The 24530-nt window shown below is 47.9% G+C and carries 22 protein-coding genes and 1 pseudogene; 7 read left to right on the plus strand and 16 right to left on the minus strand.

The window, feature by feature from the left end; genetic code table 11:
- The first annotated feature begins 21 nt into the window (after positions 1–21).
- On the plus strand, positions 22–510 hold the full coding sequence (locus P3339_RS14255; protein WP_020415003.1) for an AAA family ATPase: 489 nt from the start codon (positions 22–24) through the stop codon (positions 508–510).
- A gap of 223 nt (positions 511–733) precedes the next feature.
- Here P3339_RS14255 and ahr read toward each other — a convergent pair whose 3' ends face one another.
- Entirely contained in the window at positions 734–1753 is a 1020-nt protein-coding gene (gene ahr / locus P3339_RS14260; RefSeq protein WP_020415002.1) for an NADPH-dependent aldehyde reductase Ahr, read from the minus strand.
- A gap of 165 nt (positions 1754–1918) precedes the next feature.
- Positions 1919–2314, minus strand: a complete 396-nt coding sequence (locus tag P3339_RS14265; RefSeq protein WP_020415001.1) for a hypothetical protein — start codon at positions 2312–2314, stop codon at positions 1919–1921.
- Positions 2315–2707: 393 nt separating this feature from the next.
- Between P3339_RS14265 and P3339_RS14270 the strand changes: the two genes are divergently transcribed.
- Entirely contained in the window at positions 2708–3358 is a 651-nt protein-coding gene (locus tag P3339_RS14270) for a cytochrome P460 family protein (protein WP_282950935.1), read from the plus strand.
- Here the strand turns inward: P3339_RS14270 and P3339_RS14275 are convergent.
- From P3339_RS14275 to P3339_RS23550, 9 genes and pseudogenes are all read right to left on the minus strand, one after another.
- Positions 3351–4280: a LysR family transcriptional regulator gene (locus P3339_RS14275; RefSeq protein WP_282950936.1), complete on the minus strand. Its 930-nt coding sequence runs from the start codon at positions 4278–4280 to the stop codon at positions 3351–3353. The two genes, P3339_RS14270 and P3339_RS14275, sit on opposite strands and share 8 nt — an antisense overlap.
- A gap of 111 nt (positions 4281–4391) precedes the next feature.
- Positions 4392–5111 carry a hypothetical protein gene (locus P3339_RS14280; protein WP_020414998.1) on the minus strand — a complete coding sequence of 240 codons (720 nt, stop codon included), beginning with the start codon at positions 5109–5111 and terminating at the stop codon, positions 4392–4394.
- Positions 5112–5167: 56 nt separating this feature from the next.
- Positions 5168–5656, minus strand: a complete 489-nt coding sequence (locus tag P3339_RS14285) for a DUF2878 domain-containing protein (RefSeq protein WP_282950937.1) — start codon at positions 5654–5656, stop codon at positions 5168–5170.
- A 1-nt stretch (position 5657) separates the two neighbouring features.
- Positions 5658–6926, minus strand: coding sequence for an SAM-dependent methyltransferase (locus tag P3339_RS14290; protein ID WP_282950938.1), 1269 nt, complete (start codon positions 6924–6926; stop codon positions 5658–5660).
- On the minus strand, positions 6923–7768 hold the full coding sequence (locus P3339_RS14295) for a DUF1365 domain-containing protein (protein ID WP_245556726.1): 846 nt from the start codon (positions 7766–7768) through the stop codon (positions 6923–6925). Before P3339_RS14295 ends, P3339_RS14290 begins: the two co-directional genes overlap by 4 nt.
- Positions 7728–8978: an NAD(P)/FAD-dependent oxidoreductase gene (locus P3339_RS14300; RefSeq protein ID WP_282950939.1), complete on the minus strand. Its 1251-nt coding sequence runs from the start codon at positions 8976–8978 to the stop codon at positions 7728–7730. Before P3339_RS14300 ends, P3339_RS14295 begins: the two co-directional genes overlap by 41 nt.
- A complete protein-coding gene (locus P3339_RS14305) occupies positions 8978–9754 on the minus strand; it encodes an SDR family NAD(P)-dependent oxidoreductase (protein ID WP_020414993.1) in 777 nt (258 codons plus the stop codon). Before P3339_RS14305 ends, P3339_RS14300 begins: the two co-directional genes overlap by 1 nt.
- Positions 9755–9757: 3 nt before the next feature.
- Complete coding sequence (locus P3339_RS14310; RefSeq protein ID WP_282950940.1) at positions 9758–9886, minus strand: hypothetical protein; 129 nt, start codon at positions 9884–9886, stop codon at positions 9758–9760.
- 59 nt (positions 9887–9945) lie between these two features.
- Positions 9946–10188, minus strand: a pseudogene (locus P3339_RS23550) (nuclear transport factor 2 family protein); the annotation flags it as partial.
- A 157-nt stretch (positions 10189–10345) separates the two neighbouring features.
- Here P3339_RS23550 and P3339_RS14315 point away from each other — a divergent pair.
- Positions 10346–10963, plus strand: a complete 618-nt coding sequence (locus P3339_RS14315; protein ID WP_020414991.1) for a sigma-70 family RNA polymerase sigma factor — start codon at positions 10346–10348, stop codon at positions 10961–10963.
- 7 nt (positions 10964–10970) lie between these two features.
- Entirely contained in the window at positions 10971–11657 is a 687-nt protein-coding gene (locus tag P3339_RS14320; RefSeq protein ID WP_282950941.1) for a ChrR family anti-sigma-E factor, read from the plus strand.
- A 25-nt stretch (positions 11658–11682) separates the two neighbouring features.
- On the opposite strand, the gene P3339_RS14325 is transcribed toward P3339_RS14320, so the two are convergent.
- On the minus strand, positions 11683–15189 hold the full coding sequence (locus tag P3339_RS14325; protein WP_282950942.1) for an indolepyruvate ferredoxin oxidoreductase family protein: 3507 nt from the start codon (positions 15187–15189) through the stop codon (positions 11683–11685).
- A 631-nt stretch (positions 15190–15820) separates the two neighbouring features.
- Between P3339_RS14325 and P3339_RS14330 the strand changes: the two genes are divergently transcribed.
- The 3 genes from P3339_RS14330 (at position 15821) to P3339_RS14340 (ending at position 17880) form a co-directional block, all read left to right on the plus strand.
- Entirely contained in the window at positions 15821–16312 is a 492-nt protein-coding gene (locus tag P3339_RS14330) for an Lrp/AsnC family transcriptional regulator (RefSeq protein WP_020414988.1), read from the plus strand.
- Between the two features lie 258 nt (positions 16313–16570).
- Complete coding sequence (locus P3339_RS14335) at positions 16571–17005, plus strand: hypothetical protein (protein WP_282950943.1); 435 nt, start codon at positions 16571–16573, stop codon at positions 17003–17005.
- An 89-nt stretch (positions 17006–17094) separates the two neighbouring features.
- Positions 17095–17880 carry an alpha/beta fold hydrolase gene (locus P3339_RS14340; RefSeq protein ID WP_282953598.1) on the plus strand — a complete coding sequence of 262 codons (786 nt, stop codon included), beginning with the start codon at positions 17095–17097 and terminating at the stop codon, positions 17878–17880.
- A gap of 83 nt (positions 17881–17963) precedes the next feature.
- Here the strand turns inward: P3339_RS14340 and P3339_RS14345 are convergent, their stop codons facing one another.
- The 4 genes from P3339_RS14345 to P3339_RS14360 form a co-directional block, all read right to left on the minus strand.
- Entirely contained in the window at positions 17964–19625 is a 1662-nt protein-coding gene (locus P3339_RS14345) for a D-arabinono-1,4-lactone oxidase (RefSeq protein WP_282950944.1), read from the minus strand.
- A gap of 42 nt (positions 19626–19667) precedes the next feature.
- On the minus strand, positions 19668–21536 hold the full coding sequence (locus P3339_RS14350) for a carotenoid oxygenase family protein (RefSeq protein ID WP_282950945.1): 1869 nt from the start codon (positions 21534–21536) through the stop codon (positions 19668–19670).
- A gap of 1327 nt (positions 21537–22863) precedes the next feature.
- On the minus strand, positions 22864–23328 hold the full coding sequence (locus tag P3339_RS14355) for a GNAT family N-acetyltransferase (protein WP_020414983.1): 465 nt from the start codon (positions 23326–23328) through the stop codon (positions 22864–22866).
- A 277-nt stretch (positions 23329–23605) separates the two neighbouring features.
- On the minus strand, positions 23606–24379 hold the full coding sequence (locus P3339_RS14360) for a hypothetical protein (RefSeq protein ID WP_282950946.1): 774 nt from the start codon (positions 24377–24379) through the stop codon (positions 23606–23608).
- Positions 24380–24530 lie beyond the last annotated feature (151 nt).

A 24530-nucleotide genomic window follows, 5' to 3' on the forward strand; every position in this document is an offset into this window, starting at 1 on the left:
TCACAGAGATAGAATTTTCAATTGAGCAAAATATTAATTTTTGGAAACTCTGGTTCCGGCAAATCGACCTTAGCTAAGCATCTTTCAAATAACAAAGGATTAGCTCATTTGGATTTGGATGTTTTGGCATGGCTACCCACCTCCCCTCCCCAGAGAATGCCTTTAGAAGAATCCCGAGTTAAGATAGAGGTTTTTCTAAGGGAAAATGAAAACTGGGTGGTAGAAGGATGCTACACCGATTTACTTGAACTTCTAGTAGAAGAATCCACAGAAATAATATTTATGGATCTCAGCATAGAACAGTGTATAGAAAATGCCAGGAATAGACCCTGGGAGCCACATAAGTACGAATCCAAAGAGGCACAGGATTCAAATCTTGATATGCTGACACGCTGGATCAAGGATTATAAAGCAAGATCAGACACCTTTTCTTATGAAGCTCACCTGAGATTTTACAAAACTTATCAAGGCAAAAAAGCTATTTATGCAGAGAATAAAAATATAAAATGAGCCTGCCCTAATCCCACCGTTTTCTTTACCCGCGCAAAAACCAGCAGCAGCTAATTTAGTTGCGTTAATTCTTAATTTGGACACGCGGTTTAAACAGAAACTAGTTTACTAGGGGCTGCACACCTCCATCGATGAAAAGCATCAGTAAAAAACCCCATATTTAATGGTCAATATATCGACCCACACAGCGAAAGTCACTTGATTACAGCTATCCAGCTGTACTCTATCCTTCTCCAGACAACACAATCCGATACTTAGACTTGCCAGATTTCAGGTGCTTGAACGCTTCTTCAATCTGGCTCATGGGAAATATTTCCACCTGGGGCCTGATTTGATGATGAGCGACAAAGTCGAGCATGGTTTCCATGGTAGCTGGGCTACCTACCGGAGATGCGGAGATGGAGCGCTGGCCAAATATCATTGGGAAGAGTGTAAACTGTATTGGATTTACAATGGCACCGACAAAGTGTAAACGCCCCTTAGGCTTTAGCGCTTGCAAATAAAGATCCCACTCCAGATTGACATTTACCGTAGAGATAATGAAGTCAAAGCTCATTGAAGCAGACTTGATCTCATCAGGATCACGGGAGTTGAGGGTTTTATGGGCCCCCAATGATAGTGCTTCTTTTCTTTTATGCTCACTGGAGGTAAAAGCGGTTACTTCACAACCCCAGGCATTAAGGAACATGAGCGCCAAATGCCCTAGTCCACCAATGCCAATTACTGCAACTTTATCAGTAGGCTTGATGTTGAACTGCACTAATGGGTTGAATACTGTAATTCCACCACACAATAAAGGGCCCGCAGAGACATAGTCGATGTCCTCAGGAATAATCACAAGACTGCACATGTCAGCCCTGACCTTATCTGCAAAGCCGCCATTAGTCAGAATGGTAAAGCGCGCTTCAGCACAAAGGTTGTGGTTACCCAAACGGCATGAGTGGCAGGTCTCACAATAACCAGAATTCCAACCCAATCCCACTACCATGCCAGGCTTAAAATGGCTAGCTTGCCTCCCCGCCGCTACGACTCGACCAATGACTTCATGGCCCGCAACCATAGGGTATTTGGATACTCCCCATTCATCATCAATCATACTGAGGTCACTGTGGCAAACGCCACAATAGAGTACGTCCAGCTCAACTTCCGTCGCGCCCAACTCACCCAACTCTATCTGATAGGGCTGAAAGGGACCGCCGGCTTCCATTACTGCATAAGCATTGATGGTACTGTTCTCTGGCATAAGGTACTCCCGTTACTGTTAACCTGATTCAGGTTCCCACCACAGAAAACCAGTGCTCATCCAAACAAAAAAGAGCCGGGATATTCCCGGCCCAAGCCAAGTCCTGTGAGGTTGCTGAATTTCAGAGGACCTACGAGAAAACCTGGCTAATTCCTGTGATAGAACTTAGTTCAGTACGCGGTAACCTCGGCCGCGCAGACAATTCTTGATGATCTGGTCAGCCTCAGCCCCAGCACTCCCCGCACCGGAGAGACCGCCAACCAGTGCTCCGGCACCAGCTCCTGCTGCTGCGGCTCGGCTACTATCACCCACAATAGCTCCAAGCGCCCCACCTACTACTGCGCCTCCAGCGGCTCCGGCCAAGCCTCGTCGGCCCTGATCGCTATAGGTGGAGTAGGCAATCCCCTTACACTCGGAAAGATCCATTTGGTATTGATTCATGTTGACACCCCAGGTGTCGATCACAATTCCTCCAGCACCAGGCACCTGCTCCGGCTGGGCGGCACAGCCAATAAGAAGTGTTATACAGAGTCCAGCAGTGGCGGTAATACCAGTATTCATCGGATACCCCTTCCAGCTAGTGCTTAGAGACAGAGGTGCTGTCACGTATTTCTACTTTAGGTTTAGCTCTCAGTTGAAGTTGGCGCCAGCGAGGAAGCACTAAAAGAGGAGAAAAGTGTGACCCTGCAGACAGGAAAACCCGGACCTCACCTTAATTCCAGGAGCAAGCATTCGGAGGGTAGAACTTATCATACGCGGTAGACCGTCCACTTTCGTATTGGCTACATAAGAAAATACACTCAGGAAAAGTCTCTCAAACTATAAGCATCACTTATTAATACTTTTCATATGCTTATTGGGCATTTTTTAAACTCTCCCATATATTCACAGTTAATTGATGGATTCACAAAATCCATTGGTGATACACCTGAAAATGGTTGAAGGATACTAAGAATGGAATACGGCATATTGAAAAAGGTAGTCTTTGTGGCTGCGATTATTTACTCTTCAATAACTTCGGCAAGCGAGGACTATAAAAACTCCCCTGCAATATTTGCCAATAGTTATGAGCACATTATTATTGAACCAGAGTGGGCAGATGATAATAAACTGGAGTTAATTCAACCAAAAGAGTTTCGCCGCTGGGTATTTATTGGTTCGCCAATAACCCCAAATGGACTAAACGGGGGCAATGCCAGCTTTCCAGAATACCATAATGTTTATGTCCAACCAGAAGCCTTTCAATACTATCGGGATCATGGTAAATGGCCCGAAGGAACGATCATGTTAAAAGAGCTGCAACTTACCGGAGGAAAAGCAACAGAAGCCGATGGTTCGCGTTACGAATCCTCCGGTCGCGGTTATTTTCCCGGAAAAGTTAACGGCATGGACGTGTCTGTAAAAGATTCAACAAGATTTCCAGAGTCCAGGGGATGGGGATATTTTAACTTTGGTCACCATGCTCCCCCATATGCTGCCAGTACAGAAGCAATGGATATCTCTTCCTGCGCAGGCTGCCATATGGCCAATGCCACAGAAGATATGGTCTTTATGGATCTCTATCGGCCACTGATTTCCCCACTCAAGCTGCCAGAAGCTAAGTAGTCTCAGCAGAAAGCTTCACAATATCATCTGACCACTTAGCTTCCAAAGAGCTCCAATCATACCCAGATGTAGCAGCAATAAATTTTTCAAGAGCTGGGGACAAAACAGAATTATTGGTAGTAGCAAGACCTACTGTTCTAGATAATGGTGGGTCTGTCATTGGGAGGTAGTCAAGCTCCGGCTTAATTAATGAGTAAAGAGGAATCACACTGACTCCTGCTCCCTCTCTAATCAAGCATTGAATCCAGTCCTCTCGCTCGCTACGAAATACAATATCCAACTCCAGATCCTGCTCTCTATTGAACACTTGGCCTTTCTGACGGAATTCACAATGTAAACGCTCAACATAGGGTTGATTGGCAAGATCAGAAATAGAGATAGACTTTCGGCTTAAAAAATTATGGTTTGGAGGACAAGCCAAAACCAGCGGTTCCTGAAATAATTTCAGGAAGCGTATTCGTGAATGCGCCACACTTTGCGGCAGACAAAACACTGCATCAAGATTACCTGTCAACAATAGCTCTCCCAGAGCTGGTGGTGCGACATCATGAATCACCACGGATATCTGAGGATTATTTAATCGAAATTGACCCAACATCCCCACCAGAGCTTGCGGCCCAATGGTACACATGATCCCAATATTTAGCTCACCAGATTCCCCAGCTGTAATTGCGCGGGCTGTTAAGTTGACCAATTGCCGAGTATGATCAATTTGTTCAAAATTGCTCCGTAAACTACGGCCTAGCTCTGTCAACTCAATATATCGGCCTTCACGGTGTACTAAATTCCCACCGAGTTCCTCTTCTAACTTTTTAATACCTTGGGTTAAAGCTGGCTGCGACACATGGCACTGCTCAGCGGCACGAGTAAAGTTCAGCGTATCTGCCAGCGCAAGAAAATAGCTAACCTGCTTGAAATCCATTCTCTAGCCACACTCCCTTAAACCAATAAATAGTGACACCTTAGAGCAGGGTCTACTCCAAGGATTAAGTTATATATATCATTACAGATGATTAACCCGGCTGCTTTTTACTTAGAATGATCCGCCTAATGATTGGTACTGGTAAAAGATTTTCAAGCGTTGGCTCTGTGCCCTTGAATCGAGAATATTAACTACCCCCTCAAACCTAAGCAATTTACGACTGACTTTGTCATAAACTAAGTCGAGATCGCCGGCAAACAGTCGCAACAATGGCTGGGCTACGTCCACACGGATACAGGTATTCTCCAGCTGGTTTTGATTACAGGCTACTTTGCGCGCCCTCAGCTTGATTGCCCGCCCATGCATTGGAGAGGCAAAATTGAATTTGAGGACGTCACCACGCACTAATGCCTGCCAGTGTTCACGCACATATACATCAAAGCCAGCATCTACCACATCGATACTTTCCCGCTCTCGCATTACACTCTTCCAACCTGTCTGGCCGGACTTACGGTAGCGCATCAACCATTGCCCCTGCTCCCTTCGCACTTCACGTACTTCCCCGTGGCGAAGGTCGGTTTGTATAACTTCCGGCATAGTCGTGCCACCATGAGGGTTACCGGTATGATCCAGTAATGTCTTTTTAGCAAACAATTGCCCTTGAGCTGAAAAATACAGCACCTGTACCTGGCCATTTTCAGCGGGTAGATAATATTCACAGTATTCAAGGCTGTGGCTTTCTGGATCGAATGCCAGGCCCGTTGCAGAGGTCTGGCCTTGATAGCCACAGCCTGCCATTGATATCGCCAGGGCAGCCAGCAGCTCTAACATAGTTCACCCCATAGAAATATTTGATTAGCCCGGCCATCAGTGAGGCAACAGAGTAACTATTTGGATGCCGTATTCAGAGCACGTGCCAACCGAACAAAAACCGGCAACATCACAGCCCATAGTACTGACAGCACCATAACTGACTGCCATAAGGGCCGGTGTAGTTCCACGGTACCGTTTAGTAAAGCGCCGGTATAATAACTGAAAGGTCCAAAAATCCCACCTAGTAAGACAGGCAGCCATAAATTACGCTGCAGCACTGCCAGGCTATAACGCAGTGTCATAGCAAAGTTCAACCATAGACAAATCAGCCAGACCGGCGGCCAGGAGCTACCACTGAGATTGCGCAACACACCAATATGGAAAAGCACAGAGTCCACCCCCACACCGAAAAGAAAGATGCCCGCTAACCAAAGGGGCTCCCTGCGCAGATTTGCTATGAAAAGCAGGTGAATACTCAAATTAACCAGAGTAAAAGGCACTACAATCCAGGGGCGGGGCAATGCTATATCAAACAGTATGGCATTGGCGAAAAATCGCCACATTTCAAAAGCTACCGAGAAACCGCGGCTTGGCAAAAATAAACTGTGCGGCACTGATCACTCTCTGCATAAATCCACCCTCGCAATAGCACAGGTAAAATTCCCACATACGAATAAAGCGTTCATCAAAACCAAGGGCTTGCATTGCATCCACCTGCTTCAAAAAAGCCTCGCGCCAGTGGCGAATAGTATGTGCATAGTGTATGGTAATATCTTCCAGATCGACCATCTGCATATCCGTGGCTGTCGCCACATGGTGAGCAACCACCTGGTTTGATGGCAAGCAGCCACCAGGGAAGATATAGCGCTGGATAAAATCCACTTCTTTACGATATTGCTGATAACGTTGATCCTGAATGGTAATGGCCTGCATCACCATCAAACCATTATCTTTAAGCAAATGGCTGCAAGTAGAAAAAAACTTACGATGGTATTCATGCCCTACCGCTTCCACCATTTCAATAGAAACCAATTTATCGAAACTTCCCTGCAAATCACGGTAGTCTTGTAAGAGCACAGAAACTTTATCTTGCAGCCCCTCTTTTTGTACCCACTTTCGGGCATAGTCATACTGCTCTTCAGAAATAGTGGCAGTAGTTACCCGGCACCCATAGTGTTTTGCGGCAAAGATGGCCATTGCGCCCCAGCCGGTTCCTATCTCAAGTAGATGGTCATTGGCCTCTAGCTGTAATTTTTGGCAAATATGCCCCATTTTGTGTACTGAGGCATCAAATAGCGGCGTTTTCTCTGAGGGGAATATTGCCGATGAATAGAGCATGGTCTTATCGAGGAAAAGCTGAAAAAATTCGTTACCCAGATCATAGTGTGCAGCAATATTCCTACGCGAACCGTTAGGATTATTCGAGTTTAATCGATGCAGACCTCGCAGGAACATTCGTGGTAACTGACTCCAACGCCCGTCCATATCCTCAATCAGATCCATGTTATCGACCATCAAACGAATTACACTCAGAAGACACGGTGAAGTCCAGTCCCCTTGCATGTAGGCTTCACCAGAACCAATAGTGCCATTGAGTAACACCTGTACGTATGCACTGCCATCCAGTACCTTTATATGTGCACGAACACAGGCTTGATCTATAGGTTGGCCAAATCGATATTTATTAACTCCCTCCTCGATAAGCAAATGCCCCCTATCAATTACCCGCATCTTACTCAACACTAGCCTGCGGGCCAGGCGAACCATCCATGACTCTGATAGCCCCGCTAAAGAAGTACTCTCTTCCCTTTGGTCCTGTTGTATGACTTTCATAGTTGCTCTTCTCCTCCCTGAGTCCCACGCTTACTACCCGGATGGGAAAAAACGGGGGTGCGCTTAATCCATAATTTCAGCGCCTGCCAATAAATTGTGGCTATTACCTTTGCGGTCATGAATGGGTACTGGATCAGGATACTATTGAGCACCGCGCTACTCACTTCACGGCGACGCAAGCTCAGTACAGCATCAAATAGAGGGCGCTCACTCTCTCCCCCGGTACTCGTGTCAAAATTCTGCAGATAAGCCGTCAGTCGATCTCCTGGAGTGATACTGCGCCACCGGTATCCCTGGGTAATCGGCATAAAAGGGGAAACGTGGAAAGCTTTGGCAAATGCCACTTTCTGTACCCGGGCACCAGAGCGGCAATCCAACACATAACTATGGCGTTCATTCCAGGGCGTATTGTGCACATCCAGTAAAAGCCAGCGTACCTTATTGCCCTCTCCGTCAAAACAGTAATAGATGGTGATTGGATTCATGTTGTAGCCAAAATAACGCCAATTAGCCAATACACGCACAGGGCCCTGCGGACGCTCTCCACAAACATCTTCCACTCTACGACGCACGGCCTCATCCAGACTTAAAACCGGATCACCAAAGAAGTCCTTCCTGCAAAAACGCGCCGGTGCCCAACCCCGCGTTGACCACCACCGCGAAAGAGAACAAAAGCTATCCAATTCCGCCAGGTCCAGATACACCATAAACACTTTATAACGAAACTGATTCTGCCTAGGTGAAAAACGGCGATGCTGTACCCAGCCCGTATAGATGGCACTCTCCACTACAATTTCCCCTTCACCAGCAAACCCCCAGGCTTTCGGCCACTCGCAAAGCACTATTTACACCATCTTCATGAAAACCATTGGCCCAATAGGCGCCGCAAAACCAAGTACGGTTTACGCCATTGATACTGGCCCACTGCTGCTGTGCCCGCGAGCCAGCAACAGAGAATTGCGGATGGGCATACTCGAAGAGTGCCAGGATTTTCTCCTGTTGAATTCGCTCTTCCGCATTCAGCGTAACGCAGTAGGTTTTTTCTGTTTGTAGTCCTTGCAGGATATTCATGTTGTAGGTGAGAACTGGCAGCTGATCCTGCTCCGCGCGTAAGCGGTAATTCCAGCTAGACCAGCTGAGCTTGTGCTTCGGCAGCAGAGCGGTATCTGTATGCAAAACTACCTTGTTACAGGCATAGGGAATTGCTGAGAGGACTTGTTGCTCACGAACCGAAGCATCATCCAGGCATCGCAAAGCCTGGTCAGAATGACAGGCAAATATCACCCCATCAAAAGAATGTTGTTCACCGGCAGAAGTTAATAACTTCACACCTTGCTCTGTACGCCGCACAGAACAAACCTTAGTGGAGAGCCGTATTCTGTCGATATAAGGTGCTGCCAGGGGATCTATATAGGAGCGTGACCCACCCTTGATCACCCGCCATTGAGGCCTGCGCACTATATTGAGCAAGCCATGGTTAAAAAAGAAGCGTACAAAAAAGCTGACTGAAAATTCCAGCATCTGCGACACGCTAGCCGACCAGATTGCAGAGCCCATAGGAACCAGGTAACGATTGGCAAACTCTGATGAATAACCATTTGCAGGAAGGTATTCGCCCAGGGTCAGGCCATCGTGCAAGCGCCCTTCTCGCCAATCACGTAACGCGCCGCGGTTAAATCGCACAATATCCCAAAGCATTCGCCAGTGGCCGGCACTGAGTATGTTGGAGCGCTGGGAAAACAGCGTATTCAGGTTATTACCAGCGTACTCAAAGCCCTCCCGATCACAGCGCACACTGAATCCCATTGAAGTTGGTTGGGATTCAACTCCGAGTTCATCCAACAAGCGAATAAAGTTCGGGTAAGTCCAGTCATTGAATACAATAAAGCCTGTATCAATTGCCAGTTGGCGCTCACCCTCCTGTATGTCGATAGTAGCGGTATGCCCGCCCAGGCGTTCCTGTTCCTCAAAGAGGGTTATGTCATATCTGCGGCTTAGTAAGTAAGCTGATGTGAGTCCGGCGATACCGCTGCCAATAATGGCAATACGCATCAATTCTTCCTTAAAGTGCGAATCCTACTTATCCTGGGTGTGCAAAAACGAAACCAAATAAAACGAAAAAAGCCAAAAAATCGTAAAGGCCAACTCAAACGTCGGGGGAAATCGATTACTGATTTTCCTTTTGAAAGGCCGCTCTCTATATATATTGCAGCCCGCTCCGGGCTGATTAGAAAAGGCATATCGAAATCGTTACGCGCCGTCAGTGGAGTGTCTACAAACCCAGGACGAATACATACAACTTTGAGGTTTGTATGGCAGGAATCGGCACGCACCGATGCCAGAAAATAATCGAGCGCAGCCTTTGAACTACCATAGGCCTCCGCACGCGGAAAAGGGACAACCGATGAAAGACTGCCGAGGGCGGCAAATATCGGGGCAGGGCTTACACTCAGCAGTGGCAGAGCGATGCGCAAGGTATTTATGACACCGAAGAAATTGGCATCAAACACCCGTCGATACATAGCACTTTCAAGCTGTAAATCATTGTCATATTCGCAGGTACCCGCACAGGCAATCACCATATCCAAGTGGTCAATAAACTCATTAAGGCGGGCGGGAACTGCCGCCATGGCATTATCATCAGCAACATCACAGTCGAGTATCTGGATGCGGCTGGGCGCGCATTTTTGCAGCTCTACCAATGTCTCACGCCGGCGAGCGGAGGCAATTACAAAGTTATTGTGCCGAGCAAGGCGCAGGGCCAGCGCACGGCCAATACCAGAGCTGGCGCCGGTTACCCATACAGTCTTATCACGAATTTCACCCACCAGTCAGCCCTGGCCCAGCCGCGACTTGATTTTTCGAATCAGGGAACCCAGCAGAGGCACCTGCTCATAGACCATTGCACCCATGTCGTAAAAATCCTCGTGATAAAATACCTTATCCGAAAATCGCACCAAGCTGCAGCCCCGCAATCGCAACGGCCGCCCCCTTTCAAGGATTGGTGGGAGTAGTTCATATACCAGGGTAAGCAGGCACTTTCATGGGTAATGGATGCCTCTTCAAAGCGGAAGCGACACTGGGTAAGTCCCCGGCTCATTTCACCAAAGTGCGCTTTTAACGCTGATAGCCCCTCAATTCGGTATAGTGGGTCGCGAAAAACAACGTCATCGCTATATATCGCAGATAAATCCGCTGGATCTCGCATCAAAAAATCTTGGTAGTAAGTCTGAAGTTCTTTTACCAGCGTTTGACTGCTCATAGCCTCTTCCACAATATCCCGCACTTCTGTCCCTTAAATCTACGCCCAACCACTGAGGATGGATCACAAGCAAGATACAAAATAAATTTCAAAAAACCACATCCATACCTTTCCAGTGAGCGTAGTAAGTATCGACAATACAGCAAAGAGCGCTAAGATGGCGCAGATACAAAAACTCAATAGCAATGGAATTGCAGTGAGAGCCACCCAGGACTGTGCAGATGACTGGAGTACATTACTCACGCGGGTCGGTACCCAGCGTGACAGGCAGGCATTTGAACGTGTTTTTCGGCACTTCGCTCCACTGATTAAGGGCTTCCACCACAGCCGTAGCACCCAGGCACTCAATACCGAAGCAGCTGATGAATTGGTGCAAGAGGTAATGCTCAAGGTATGGCACAAGGCACCCAGCTTTGACCAGAGTAAGGCCTCTGCCAGCACCTGGATCTATACGATTATGCGCAATTGCCGTATCGATATGCTGCGCCGCAACCAGCGCCATCGGCACCGGGAAGGCGATATAGATGTCGCTGACATCTGGGATGAGGCTCTGGAAAATCAGCCCCTGCTTTTCTTGCAACATAAACGCAATGAGCGGGATATTGCCGACGGTTTAAGTGCACTGCCGGCAGAACAAAGCCATATCCTGGAAAAGGCCTACATGGAGGGAAAATCCCACAGTGAAATATCACAAGAGCTGCGCCTACCGCTGGGCACGGTGAAATCCCGCGTGCGCCTGGCAATGAAGAAATTACAAGCTCGATTTGTCAGGTGATCGCCGTATGATTCGCCACCACCCCGATAATAACTTACTGTTGGAATACGCCGCCGGCAGCCTGGCACGCGGACCTAGCCTGGTAGTCGCCGCGCACATCCAGATGTGCGCGGACTGTCGCTCACACTACCACAGCCTCAATTGCCTGGGTGGCTCCCTGCTAAACCAAAGCCCCGCTCAACCCCTGAAGTCCAAGGCTTTCGAATACTTAATTGCACGTATCGACCAGACCCAGGAAAAGATTACCGATCTGGAAAAACCTGCTAGACAACCGGACTTATCAATCAAGCAGGTCCCGGCAATGGAACATTTACCAAAAGTATTGAACAAGTTGCTGGAAAAAAACCCCAGCAGCAAGTGGAGAAAAGCTTCTCGCAATTTAGAAGTGTGTCGGGTGAGGACCGGGCAAAGAGAGTATGAAGTCGCCTTTCACCGTCTACGCAGGGGAGCCAAGCTGCCAGAACACGACCACAGGGGGCCAGAGTTTGCAGTGGTTCTAAACGGCAGCTTCTCTGACCACAATGGGATTTATGGGCCGGGAGATTTTGTATATCGCGAACCTGGCCAGATACACCGCCCAATTGCCACCCAGGACCAGGACTGCCTGTGCTTTTCTGCAGTGGCTGCCCCGGTAGCCATCACGGGGATCAGCGGTTTATTACTCAACCGATTGATCCCCTTCCGCCCAGGTTAATATAGCCAGAGAAAGATCCGGGCTATCAGGATGCCACCATCGAAACCTGATCTCCATCCACAAACAGCCCAAACAGCTCCTGCCAACGCTCTTTTACCAAGGCAAACTTCTGCTCACGCACATGGCCATAACCACGCACCTTGAGCGGGATCTCCAGCAGCTCCTGCGCAGTGGCAATATTGTCTGCTCTGAGTTGAGCTGCTACTCCCTCTACGGCCAGGGCCACCTGGTGTGCCCAGTCGCGCTCTGCGCGACGTTCCCCAGAGTAGCCAAATATATCCATAAAGGTACCGCGCAGTACCTTGCCCCGTGCCAATAATGGCATCAACTTACCCATCCAGGGACCAAACTGCATTTTTCGCACTGTGCCACTGGCATCCGGCCTGGCCAGTAATGGCGGCGCCATATGGAACTTCAGGGTGTAATCACCGGTGAAAGTCTCGCGCAGCTGCCGCTGGAAATCGTCGCCACTGTAGAGGCGCGCCACCTCGTATTCATCTTTATAGGCCATGGCCTTGTAAAGACTATTAGCCGCAGCCCGGGTCAACTCTCCGGATGTGCCCTGCAGAGACAGCTCCGCCTGATGTAACTGCTTAATACGGCGGGTGAATTGATGGGCATAAGCTGCATTTTGGTACTCACTCAATTCACCTGCCAAACGGGCGATCAGCTGCTGAACACTCTCTTGGGGCTCAATCATTTTTACTGGCTGCGCTGGAACCGCCAGTTTTTCAATTGCCCTTGGGTCAGTCGCCAGCAGGCGCCCTGCACGGAACGCCCGCAGGTTATTTTCCACCGCGACGCCGTTTAACTGGATGGCCCGCTCCAAAGCTGCTTCACCGATAGGCAGCAGGCCCTTCTGGCAGGCAAACCCCATAATCATTAGATTACTGGCAACAGTATCCCCAAAAAGGGCCTGAGCGTATTTATTTGCATCGAAGGCAAAATACTCAGCGCACAGGGACTCAATACTCTCTTGGGTCGCATCCGCTGGAAATGCCAGCGCATTATTGCGGACGAAAGCTGCTACCGGCACTTCTGCAGTATTAACTAGCGCTCGTATCTTTCCGGTGGCAAATTTCGGGCGCTGGCCTGCGGCCGTCACCATATCGCAGCCGAGTAATAATTCAGCTGCGCCATCGCGAATTCGTGCAGTGGTAATTGACTCAGGGCGAGCGCCCACTTTTACATGGGCTACCACCGCACCGTTTTTCTGTGACAACCCAGTGAAATACAGGGTGGTGCTGCCTTTATCTTCAAGGTGCGCTGCCATTCCCAGTAAGGCCGCCACGGTGAGTACACCACTGCCACCAATTCCTGCAACCAGAATACTAAGTGGCTGCTGTAAATCTGCAGCTGGGGCCGCCGGTAATTCGGCGATGGCAGAATCCAGGGATTCGGCCAGCGACTGTACCGGTGGCTTTTTCAATTCACCGCCCTCTACAGTCACAAAGCTCGGACAGAAACCATCGGCACAGCGCATATCCTTGTTACAGCTGGACTGGTTAATCTGGCGCTTGCGCCCAAAAGGTGTCTCCAGTGGCTCCACTGCAATACAGCTGGATTGCACACTGCAATCCCCACAGCCCTCACACACCCGCTGGTTAATCAGCAGCCTTTGGGCAGGATCAACCATCTGCTTTTTCTTGCGGCGACGGCGTTTTTCCGCTGCACACACCTGCTCATAAATAATCGCAGTGACACCGGGAGTCTCACGAAGGCGACGTTGAACTGCATCCAGCTCTGAGCGATCCAGTACTTCTATCCGGGCCGGTAACAAGTTGCGATGCTCGTGCCAGTGGTCCGGGTTTTCGCTCAATAAAACCACTTCCCCGACGCCCTCTGCCAACAGCTGGGCAGCCAGGCTTGGCGCGTTCACCTCACCATCAGCGGGCTGGCCGCCGGTCATGGCTACCGCATCGTTGAGCAGGATTTTGTAGGTAATATTGACTTTGCTGGCCACAGCTTGACGAATAGCAAGCAAGCCGGAGTGATTGTAGGTGCCATCACCCATATTCTGGAAAATATGCTCGGCACTGGAGAAACGGTGCAGGCCCACCCAATGGGCACCCTCACCCCCCATATGGGAATAAGTATCGGTGCGCAGGCCTTTACCCAACGCCATAATGTGACATCCGATACCGGCACTACCCAGGCTGCCCTCTGGCAACTTAGTGGAAGTATTATGCGGGCAGCCAGCACAAAATATCGGTTCCCGCGCAAGCAAACCGCAGGCTTTAGTTGGTACATTCCCACCCAGCTTCTCAGCCAGAGGAATCAGTGTCTCTGCCAGATCAGTATCTGACAGCCAACGGGCAATCGCCTTGGCTACCTGATCTGGCCCAAATCCCCAAATAGCGGGCAGCAGATCATCGCCATTCAGGTCTTTCTTACCGATCACTTTCGGCCGGCGTCCATCCTCCCAGCCGTAAAGCAGGTTTTTAAGCTGGTCTTCCACCAATGGACGCTTTTCTTCGACGACCAAAAGGCGCTCCATGCCATCGGCAAACTCACCAATGCCCTTGGGCTCCAAAGGCCAGGACATTGCGACCTTAAAGATGGAAATGCCCGCTCTGTTCAAATCTTCTTCGCTCAAATTGAGCAGTTGCAGAGCTTCCAGCAAATCACCGTGGGCCTTACCGACAGTGACAATTCCGAAGCGTTTGTGTTCAGCTTTATGGGTGGTTTTGTCCAGGCGATTTGCATAGGCAAAGGCCTGGGCCGCCGGCAGACGCTCCTGCAACATACGACGTTCATACTCCAAGCGCTCCGCCGGCCAGTTGAGGTGCGGGTCATAATTCAGGCCATGCGCTGGAACAGGAAAGTCTGCGGGAGTTACAAACTGAGGCAAACCGGGCACAACCAGGGAGGCCCCAGCTTCTACGGTTTCAGTAATTGTCTTGAAGCCCACCCACAAACCGGAAAAGCGGGATAAGGCGATACCGGCAAGCCCGAGTGTCAAATATTCATCGATTGAGGCCGGAAAGATTAGCGGCATCATCACCGATTCAAAAATCTGGTCGGTATTGTGAGAGAACATGGAAGATTCAGCCGTGTGATCATCGCCACACAGGGCCAATACACCACCGAGTTTGGCCGTACCCTGAATATTTGCCTGACGGAATACGTCTGCAGTGCGATCTACGCCGTGGCCCTTGCCATACCAGATCGAAAAGACCCCATCGCGTGTTGCCTGTTTGCGGTAATGATCGACCAGCTGGGTGCCCCAGATATTAGTAGCCCCCAGATCTTCATTGATACCAGGCTCAAAATGGATATCGTGCCCTGCCAGCAGCTTCTTGTGGCGCCACAGGGCCTGATCGTAGCCGCCGAGGGGAGAACCGCGATAGCCGGAGATAAAGCCAGCGGTATTGAGGCCGGCCAATTCATCCATGCGCTTCTGCATCAAGGGCAGGCGCACCAGTGCGTCAATACCAGTCAGAAAGACCCGGCCAGATTCACGAGTAAATGCGGCTTTAAGGGAATACTCCGTATCAAAGCCAAGCTCCTGATCGCCTTCGACCATTGCCATGGGTACCACCTGTGTATTCTTTATTGCTTTTCTCGCTACTGGGTGCTTAGGATCTGCAGGCCACTTTTTTCAACTCAGCGGACGTAAAGCAGTTTGAAGGCAAACCAGAGCTTTTGATTAGCCGCTAAAATTAACATCGGCCGCCTGGGCAGGTCATACCAAAATAGGCCTGACTAGGGCATAATACGGACACAACTCGCTAAAGATCGCCAACTGATGGCAACAAATCACTCAAAATGCCACATTTTGGAGGATCTATCGAAGAGGGAGGGCCCAGATGTGCCACCACATTTGAGCGCTGAATACCCGGGCTACTGTCCACCGATACCTCCCGAGAGCTACAGCAACCGGGTGTGTGACGAAAGTAGCTAAGTTGGTCGCTACATGGGATGTAGGTAAGAGTGAGTATTTATAACAAAGACAAAACCGTTTCACAGCAACGCTACGGCAAAGGCTTTACCACGCTTAGCTCGAAGACTGAAGCTAGCAGGTAATTCACATTATCGGTTCATAAAAACCAACCGTTTACTGGAGACATGAATAGACGGGAAGGTTACCCGGTTTGCCAGGTTGAAAGTGAGACTGCCGGAAACCCGGTATACGTTCAGAAAGATGAGATACGGAAAAAACCATGGCCTATTTACTGGATGCCATCGATAAAAAGATCCTGGAAATTCTTCAACAGGACGCCACTATTCCCAATATTGAACTGGCAGAAAAAGTCTGCCTCTCCCCTTCCCCATGCTCGCGCCGAGTCAAGAACCTGAATGAACAAGGCTTTATCAAGCGTGCCGTGACCTTACTGGAGCCGGAAAAAGTAGGACTGCCGGTGAGCGTCTTTATCCAGGTTACCCTCAACCACCAGGTCAAAAAAGAATTACAGGATTTTGAATCCGTAATAGGCCAATGGCCGGAAGTGATGGAATGCTACTTAATGACGGGAGACTTCGACTACTTGCTCCGAGTCGTGGTCCCCAATCTACAGGCCTACCAGGAGTTCTTGGACAAGAAGCTCACCGAGCTACCGGGCATTGATCATATTAAGAGTAGCTTCTCCCTCAAACAGGTACGCTACCGAACAGAACTACCATTGGATCAGTTACTGGAAAAGAAGGGACAGTAAGAGAGAATTGCTCTCCTGCGAAGCTGGCAAGTTCATATCTTACTTCGCTTTAAGCGCCTGAGGAATAACCAGGCGCTCCCCTCAAGTAAACACCTAAGTCGAATCATACCCCGGCACCCACCATTTGTAGCGACGTAAAAATCCGCTCATTCACTTACTGCCCAAACCCAGCGGGATATAAACATGTGAAAATTTAAATAGCAAAAATACCTACGACTAGAAAACTACACCTTTTATAAAACCCGCAGGATAAGACAAGTGCAAACTTTTATTAGATCGACGTTACTCATTGCCTCTATCGGAGGTGGTTTTATGGGCTGTGTCTCAGCCCTGAATTATTTCTTTGCTTTCAGTAGCTGGACTATAGGTGGGGCTATTGTGAATGGCCTGGCCCTTACTGTCTTTATATATACACTCTATGCCGGACTGCAATTTTCTAAATCCGCTTCAAATACCAAACAGCTTTCACGCGCTTTTCTCCTCCAGGTTCCATGGCTTTCCTCACCAATCTTGATGTATAAAATTGGAACAGGAATATCCCTTGCTTTCATGTACTCCTCACACGGAGGTAATTACTTTTTCAGCCTGGGAGCCAATTATTCCATGGCTATTTTCAGTGATAGGCCTTGGGGTATTGGGGTAAACTTAGCAGCTATCGGGTTCCTAATGCTAATCAAGCTTTACAAAAAATAAGTTGCCTCGAAATATAAGAAGCCCCAAGGTCTATCGATGCCCTAAATGTCATGACAAACAATTCAGAAACCAATAACAATACTCAAAAAATGGATCAATCCCAGAAAAAACCTAAAGACACCTTGATACTCCTTCATGGCGCCCTTGCAGATGAGAGGATGTGGGAACCGCACATCCAGCTCCTATCCAAAGAATTCACTGTGGTTAATTTTACCCAGAGACATTTTGGTATAAATGGACAAGATTCAAATGGCAACTTTGGAATTGATACCCATGCCGAGGATCTTAATTCATTTATTAAGGAGAAGACCAGTAAGCCCGTGCATCTTGCAGCCTGGTCTTATGGAGCCGATGTGGCCTTGAATGCTGCAATTAAGTCTCCTACCCTGTTTAAAAGCCTATTTCTCTATGAACCAGGATATCCGGGACACCTGGATAATGAAGAGATGGCTAAGTATATGCAGGATGCCGAGGCCATGTTTGGCAAGGTGTTCCAGGCCGTTTCTGATGGGAATCTCGAAGTGGCAGTAGAGTCCCTAATTGACGGGTCCGGTAATAAGGTCGGGTATTTCTCTTCCCAGTCGCAAAATCACCGCAGCCAACAACTGGAAAATACCCATACCCTACCCCTACAATTGAATCAATCTGAACAGCCCTCTCTGGATAAAACCCACCTTTCGAGAATCCAGATTCCAACCACTATTGCCTTTGGCAGCGATACCAGATCTCTTTTTCGAATAGTATCTAAATCTGCAGCCATCCACATCTCCAGCGCCAAGCTAATTGAAGTTCTTTCAGAAAATCATATGCTACCGCTGGAAAATCCGGAGCAATTTAGCCAGCTCATAAAAGAACATATAGCCAGGGAAGAATAATCGTTAGTCGATTTGGATGATTAAAGAAAGGGGGAGCATTAAATGCTCCCCCTTAGCAATTAATACAGCCTTAGTATCAGCGGCTACTCGGCCTTACAGATACGGGCATCAGAATACCAGTTGCCCGCCTGGCAGGTTGCGCCTGACTCACAATGAGAGTCATTCGTGCAATAACATTGGCCTTCCGCATTACATTCCGGGGTCAGGTAATTTTCCAAAGGATCTTGCCCACTCACCCTCTCCCAGAAGGGATTAGTAAATACGTTGTTTGGATCCAGTTCAGCCTTGGCATCCAGGAACTGAGACCACTTGGGGAAACGCGACGGCATATTTTCGAAGATCGCCACCGAGTTCTTACCCCAATGGGGTCTGGCTCCATACTTGCGCAGAGACATCTGCTCAATTTCCAGGTTTACGAAGTAGTTCTTGGGCACTGCTTCGCCACGCTGGCGCAAGGTATATTCAATACCCACAAACGCAGTATCGCGGCCGGCGCTCATGCCCAGGTAGCTATCAGAAGCCTTGCCAAAACGGAAATAGATACCATTCAACGGGAAGCAGGTTCGCTCACTGTGTGCGATAATCTGACGTACATCCGCAATCCAGTTAGGCAGCTCCTCAAAGGGAATGGCAACTTCCTGCAGGGCAATCGGTAGCTTATCCCATACGCAGTTGTTAGGCTCCTTACAAACAAAGTGCTGCATCAGATCCGCATGACCAGTCGGCTTAATAAACTTCTTAAAGCCGCTATCTACATCCCTGAAATAAGAACTGGAACGTGCGGTATAACGCAAGGACGCTGCAAAGCACTGCAAGGCAGAGCTGTCAGCTTCATGTAAGCTGTCAAAAATAAGACCGAAAAGGTATTCAGAGAAATCAGAGACATCCGCCTGGGCATTATAGGCATTTCCTTTGGTATCCAGGGGAACTTTATTATAGGTGGTTACCGTATAACGACCGAGTCCGGGGAACCAGGCAACATTGGCTGAGTGATTATCCCGGGCCAGATCCAGTATTACACTCTCAAGGTCTTCATCATCCCGGTGCCCTTTCACCTTGGCCTGAACTTTATAACCGGGTTCAGCCTCAATAGTGACTTCCACCACTATGCCGAGGACTCCGAGGTTTACTCGGGCGGCGTTGAGCATCTCCCCACTCAATACACGCAGATCTCCCTTGCCATCGACAATTTTTAGCTCAGTGACATAGTCTGAGATCATGTTGCTTTTTTGTGTAAAAGTTGAACCGTGAGTGCCGCTACCGAGCATGCCGCCAATTGTAAATATGGCTAGTTCTGTCACCATAGGAACGCTAAGCTCATGCTCTCGCAGGTAGGCCGTCAGGTCGTTAAAGCGCATTCCTGCCTGAACGGTCACCAGGCGGTTTTCCTTATCCAGGCTAATCACCTGATCCATATTTTTTAAGGTGACCTGAACTTCACCATTTCCTGCACAGGCAGCATCAATCTGGCTGTTAAATCGGCGAGTGCCCGCCATTACCTTACGCCCCTGCGCAGCGGCATTGCGTACAATATCCTGAACCTCTGCTACCGATGAGGGATCATAGATAACGCCTGGAAAACAGTCCTGGGTACCCTGGTAATTCTTAATTACCTCAGGAACCTCAATGGGTGGTGGCAATTGTGCTGCTGAAGCCCCTGCAGCAATAAACAGACCTGCCGCACAAAGTAAGTTGGTGGCCCCGCGCAACAAACGACATCGCCCGGAAGAAAGTAAATGGTACATGCCTTTGTTTCCTTGTGATTGCATTTCAATTGGATGAGTGAATTAACCGAATCGGGGCAGCAGCTCCCGGTTAATAATGTCTTGTACATTACCGCTATGATCTGGAGCTTTACCGCGAAGGAAGTCTCCATAACCTGAGCGGTAAGCTGCAATGGGACGTCTCCCTATTGAGGGTACCCACAGGGCATGGTTGGTGGTGGCAAACTCCAGTGAAGTACTGGCAAGAATACAAAGTGGCCCACGGCTTAAAGCAGCCGCATCAAAAATCCAGAATTCCTTGCCATTGGAAGCTGAGGTGGTGGGATTTTTCCTAACCACAGCAGCAATCAGGTAACCGTCATTCTGTGCCGTGGAGCCGGGTCTGGCCATAAATTGAGGCGTGCGCATCACACAGTCATCCGGGAACTGATATGCATCAGCAATACGCATTTGCTTACAGTCCATATGAACCAGTGCTGAAGGCCGACTTTCCTCTGGCATATCCCAGTAACCAAAGTGGCGCTCTGGATAGTTCCGGTAGGCCCAGGACACACGCATAGAAACCAGATTGGGACGATAGCCAACTGCCGCCCAATACAGGTGTTCAAAAGTCTCGGGGAACTGGAAGTGGCCTCTGTAAGCAGGGTCATTCATATCCCACAGAAGACGCTCATCACGTATAACCTGATAGTCTTCTTTAATCTCCCTCGCAGAACCGGAAGTCACCTGAATACGAGCACGGACAAGCCCACCAACATCTACCGGTGCGGCAGGATAACCAGATAGCCAAGAGGGTACCAAACCACCCTCCTGCAAAATCTCGTAGCGGAACAGTTGCTCAGACTTATCCATAGCCCCCATGTACTGGCCATAGAGGGTAATTTCACCAGCGCTATCATCGTAGTTACAAACAATATCGGAAGTATCGAAACCCAATTCCAAGTAGTCGGCAACTATATCCTCACGGCCAGCTATCATATCCGCTTTGCGCAACACCCAGCAGCGCGTGCGATGCTCTTGCGGCAGTACAATTCGTGTGCCAAGTATTCGTGTGGACTCAACCCTTGCGGCTGTCTCAAAAATCACGACGTGATTGCGTGTTACCCCCAGGGAGTGTGAGCTGGCAGCAATATAAGCACTATTCCCTTGGCGATCACGAATATTCCAGCTTTTGAAAGCTCCCTGCTGATCCCAGGAAATCAGCCGGATAAACCCAGAGCGACCTGAGTCACCCATATTGCCACCATAATTAATAGTGATGCACTCTCCGGTTTCCAAGTCGAAGAAAGGGTGCCCTGTCGTACGAATCTGGGGAAACAGCCACTTTTTAGGTGTGAGATTCTCAAGTAGTGGAGGCAGGCTGGATTCCCACTCATCCACTTCACCAATAGGCGTGATCATCTCCAGAGTGGTTGCGTCAAACTCGTACGGCATACCGCCCTCATAACTCATCGCAAAGCGATTATCCCCCATATAATTGGGAGCCGTATTGCAATAATTCATGAAGCCCAGATTTGGACTGGAATAAATAGTTCCACCCAAGAGGTTAAATTTGTCAAAGCCACTAAGATCCTGCTCTTGCATAATGGCAGAAGCAGTTCGAATCATTTTCCGGGTATAAGCAACATTGGAGTTGTTACTTCGGCCGCTAAAATCCAGTCGTGTAAGCGCTCCTTTTCCGTTTGGTGTCAGGTGATTAGGAGCGATGGGGATTCCCTCAGCCATCAATAAATGACCCGTAACATCATCTGGCAAATTCCCCTGGATTACCGATAAATGTCCAGATGAATCCTCCAGGCTGCCATACATAATGGATTCTGGAAAATCGGTATCAGTTATCTTGCTACGTGCCTGAGCTGTCATTGAGGACATACCAGCAAGTGGTAATGCAGAGATAGCCCCTGCAGCTTTCAAAAGATCGCGACGTTTCATTACTTTCCCTGAATAAACGGCCGACTGCCTTTCTGACCCAATGTTTAATGGACTATTTGAACCAGTTAACGAAAAAATTAGATCTCAGACAGCGAGAGATAATTTTATATTTCTTATTACTCAATCAAGAAATATTTACAAAAATATTATTCTGCCAAACACAATAGCGAAGCAGTTAAATATATTAAACTGGAAAAATCAAGACTGGAACTGTGACAGAAACCACCAAAAGAGAAAGTTAAAAATTAATTAAAAATGAACTATACAGTCATGCAAATGAATATTGAAAACAACTCCATTAAAGAGATCGGTCCTCAATAGATATCCAATAAAATACCATTTATCTAAAGATTTTAAAGAGCAACCATTGTTTATAACATCATAACTTTCGTAATTTTGAAGAAAAGCAACTCACCCGCAAGACTTACACAAACAAGCTATTAAAGGAATTATCCGCCACCCAAAAAGAAATAAATTTGAAGCACCAGGAAGCTCAAACAGGAATCTCGACGTTGATTTCTGTGTCATTACAAAAATAGCATGATCCTTGAATAGAGCCCCTGACGATTTTAAAACCTTATCAAGCCTTCATTTCTACAAAGCAACCTCAAACAAAGATACAACCATCAAGAGAAATTTTATTCACCACAAACTTTGTGAGTAATAGATGTGCCGAGAATCTAAAAAGAGGCTTGGAAAAAGTGGAAATTTATGTGTTAATTTTTATTGACAGAAATTTCAGGCAATGTACCTGATACCCTATTTGCCGATTAGCTTATTGCTAACTCGAAAGCTCAACGGCCCGCTATACCTCTATCATAGACATTAGCTCCATCTGCACTATTCAGCTTCACTTAGCCATTCATCCAGAAAAAATATATTTTAGAACGACAACAAAAACGACTCGCCGTCTAAAAGTTATGCTGGCAGTTTCCTTCCTTTATACCACTTACAATTTACAGGTAGTTATATATAAATTTTGCGGTAACTATTCCACGGATCGCAAAGCTGACAACAGATAGAAATTCATTTTCAGTTGATTGGGCAAGGCAGCATGAATCAAGTAGAAAGCCTGACTCTAGCTATAGCCTGAAATTTTACTCTATTGACCTCTTCTTTTTTGAATACTATAGCTCCAAAACCATATTTCAGGCTCCCCCAAAGAAAACTACCAATGCGAACCTCTACGTCAAAAAGTCAAATTACAACGGCAAGATCTTCAATATAGCAATAGAGGACCTCACTTTGTAGGCCAACACTTAATAGCAATAAACAGAAAGAAGATAAACAGATGATTATCCAGCACAGGCCCTGAGTTTTTCTTACTTCACAAATTTAGTTTCAGTCTTTCCCCGATGGAATTATCGACAAACCCTTCTCTTCGGTAAAAATCTATCGTCCTCTGCCAGTGCTCTTTCTCTGGTGTACTTACCTCCAGTCGCGGCCACTCCTGCTCCCTGGCAAAGCTCACAACCCTGTTGAGCAAAGCCTTGCCGATCAATCTAGAGCGGTATTCAGGTTCAACATAAAGCTCTTCAATCACACCATAGTGCCCACCAGCATAAATAGCTGCAGACTGTGACACAGTAATTACCCCAACCTCAATACCTTCAACCAGATATAGGAAAACATGGAAGCCACTACCTTCAGACAGGAGGCTCTTGGAAACAGCCGTTAACTGCTCTAAGTCAATCTCCCGCTTATGACCTACAAGAGCCTGCAACAGCTTAGCCACCAAGCTGGCAACCTTAACACTATGTTCCGCAGAGGCTTTTATAATCCCATCGAGCATCAGTCGTATTCCTTTGCCTTCTTACTATTCCTCCCCATAAACATGACTCTAGTCACATTTTTTGGGTGTATTAAAAATGTGATCACATTTTTAAATTATCAGCAGATTGGAAAAGAAGCAAGTCCCTTCGCATAACGCAATCAAGGCGGGACTAACACCATTCTAGTTACCTAAGGGATATGAAGCGCGCGGTAAACAGGAGATAAGAAAAGAGGTTGGCAGATATAAAATTAAGGCTCCCCTGGCAAGGGAAGCCTTTTAAAGTCATAGCCTGATGCTAGTCCCAGCGATTGAAAATAACATGCATTCCATGGTTGTCATCACTTACAAAGACAAAGAAACCGCCGTTGGTATGCCTTGAAGCACACACTTTGGTGCCTTTGGAAGTCTCTGAACACTCCATCTTATAGGCTTCAACACCCACAGTGTCGTACATACACTGGCCAGGCTGAGCTGCTATGTTTTGAACCAAATCGCGAGTTGTTCGGGCTAAGACATAGCGGTAATCACCAAAGTAACGGTAATTATATGCATCCAGATAATAGGCTTGTGAATCACCTCCAGATTCTAAAAGCTCTGAATAACACAGCTCTGGCTTTGCTATCCATAGCATATCCATATCCTTGGAAGCATAGATTTGCGGCCAATTTTGCTCGTCATGTTTGGAGAGCACTACATTAGTGGAGTCTACATAATCTTTCGATATCACATAGTCTCCTGTGTCACTCTCTATACGACACACCGGTGCGCCGCCAACAAAGTTGTCACACTGGATTTCCTCAAGGGCAACCGGAGTAGTTGATCCCAGGCAGCCAGGAGCATAAGTCTCAGCCCACTCCCTCACGGCAGTAATCGCATACTCTCTTTTATCTTCTATTTCATAATAGAAATCAGAAAAAAACCGGTATACCTCACGATCGTTAGTATTACTTTGAGTTGCAACCTTTGCGCATTGGCTAAAATTTGGAAGCTCAAAGGTGGCACTTGCCTGGGTAGGAATTACGGTAGCAACAGCCAGAATTGCTGCACAAAATGTAGCGACGGTTTTCATTCAAAATCCTCCATGAAATCGCTGTATCTTAAGTCGGCGCGGATTCTAGCAAAGAGACATACGCAAATGAAACATTTTTGTAATGTGATGACAGTGGCGATTGCTTACAGTAAGCAAGTATTATTCCGGGCAAAAGATCTTCCACTCCAAT

It is taken from the genome of Microbulbifer sp. MLAF003, assembly GCF_030012965.1.
GTDB classification, from domain to species: Bacteria; Pseudomonadota; Gammaproteobacteria; order Pseudomonadales; family Cellvibrionaceae; genus Microbulbifer; species Microbulbifer variabilis.

Coding starts and splice junctions, on each gene's coding strand:
- P3339_RS14265 (WP_020415001.1), bottom strand. CDS start 2,314: ATGAATACTGGTATTACCGCCACTGCTGGACTCTGTATAACACTTCTT.
- P3339_RS14355 (WP_020414983.1), bottom strand. CDS start 23,328: ATGCTCGATGGGATTATAAAAGCCTCTGCGGAACATAGTGTTAAGGTT.
- P3339_RS14325 (WP_282950942.1), bottom strand. CDS start 15,189: ATGGCAATGGTCGAAGGCGATCAGGAGCTTGGCTTTGATACGGAGTAT.
- P3339_RS14360 (WP_282950946.1), bottom strand. CDS start 24,379: ATGAAAACCGTCGCTACATTTTGTGCAGCAATTCTGGCTGTTGCTACC.
- P3339_RS14320 (WP_282950941.1), top strand. CDS start 10,971: ATGATTCGCCACCACCCCGATAATAACTTACTGTTGGAATACGCCGCC.
- P3339_RS14300 (WP_282950939.1), bottom strand. CDS start 8,978: ATGCGTATTGCCATTATTGGCAGCGGTATCGCCGGACTCACATCAGCT.
- P3339_RS14340 (WP_282953598.1), top strand. CDS start 17,095: ATGGATCAATCCCAGAAAAAACCTAAAGACACCTTGATACTCCTTCAT.
- P3339_RS14330 (WP_020414988.1), top strand. CDS start 15,821: ATGGCCTATTTACTGGATGCCATCGATAAAAAGATCCTGGAAATTCTT.
- P3339_RS14285 (WP_282950937.1), bottom strand. CDS start 5,656: ATGTGGCGATTTTTCGCCAATGCCATACTGTTTGATATAGCATTGCCC.
- P3339_RS14290 (WP_282950938.1), bottom strand. CDS start 6,926: ATGAAAGTCATACAACAGGACCAAAGGGAAGAGAGTACTTCTTTAGCG.
- P3339_RS14350 (WP_282950945.1), bottom strand. CDS start 21,536: ATGAAACGTCGCGATCTTTTGAAAGCTGCAGGGGCTATCTCTGCATTA.
- ahr (WP_020415002.1), bottom strand. CDS start 1,753: ATGCCAGAGAACAGTACCATCAATGCTTATGCAGTAATGGAAGCCGGC.
- P3339_RS14280 (WP_020414998.1), bottom strand. CDS start 5,111: ATGTTAGAGCTGCTGGCTGCCCTGGCGATATCAATGGCAGGCTGTGGC.
- P3339_RS14270 (WP_282950935.1), top strand. CDS start 2,708: ATGGAATACGGCATATTGAAAAAGGTAGTCTTTGTGGCTGCGATTATT.
- P3339_RS14345 (WP_282950944.1), bottom strand. CDS start 19,625: ATGTACCATTTACTTTCTTCCGGGCGATGTCGTTTGTTGCGCGGGGCC.
- P3339_RS14315 (WP_020414991.1), top strand. CDS start 10,346: ATGGCGCAGATACAAAAACTCAATAGCAATGGAATTGCAGTGAGAGCC.
- P3339_RS14275 (WP_282950936.1), bottom strand. CDS start 4,280: ATGGATTTCAAGCAGGTTAGCTATTTTCTTGCGCTGGCAGATACGCTG.